This is a genomic window from Neoluteolibacter marinus (assembly GCF_014904755.1).
Lineage (GTDB): Bacteria > Verrucomicrobiota > Verrucomicrobiia > Verrucomicrobiales > Akkermansiaceae > Haloferula > Haloferula marina.
Genome location: NZ_JACZFQ010000183.1, coordinates 1 through 672 on the forward strand (window position 1 = coordinate 1; position 672 = coordinate 672).

The following is a 672-nucleotide window of genomic DNA, read 5'->3' on the forward strand; positions in this document are numbered from 1 at the left end:
TCCATTTCATGCGCGGCTTGATCCGGATACTCGCATCGGTGGATCAAGGTTAAGCACCCACTCCACCAGCCGCCGCATGTCCGGCTCCACCCGCCGGGTGACCCGGAGGCGTAGCCGCCCCGGATCATCCCGAGCGCCTGCCCCGAGCGCACCCCTGCCCTGCGCCGCACGTCGCGGTCGCTCAATGTCGGTGGGTCGGGGCGGGTCACTCATCTCTATCTCACGCTGTGGCAGATACGCCAATACCACGTTACCACAGATATGGCGTAGCGGCCATTGCATGAGATTCTGCTAGGCTTGGGAACATGGTCGAGGACTTGGAGAGCGCCCCGCTGCTGACGGCAGCGGACTTGCCCGCGGGCTGGCAGATGCCAGACCCCACCCCCATCGACCCCGAACACGACAGCGCCGAGATCGACACGGCGCTCAGGTACGAGCAGTGGGTCGATCCCGCGCCTGGGCTGGATCGGAAGCTGAACTCCAGCCACAACAACAACGACTCCGGGCGCTGGTTCCTGATCCAGCACGTCGAGTCGTCCACCCGTGTGCTGCTGCGCCTACAGCGCCAGTACGTCATGGGCGAGGAACCCAAGGGCGAGGTGCGAATCACCGGGATCGTCTACCTGCCCGAGTGGGCGGGTGACCCGGTGGCGAGTCCGATGCTGCGCAACC

At 65.6% G+C, this 672-nt stretch carries 1 protein-coding gene; it reads left to right on the forward strand.

Features of this window, described 5'->3' with window-relative positions:
• Nucleotides 1–305: 305 nt before the first annotated feature.
• On the forward strand, nt 306–672 hold a 367-nt coding region (locus IG178_RS24395; protein WP_193215199.1), incomplete at its 3' end, for a hypothetical protein.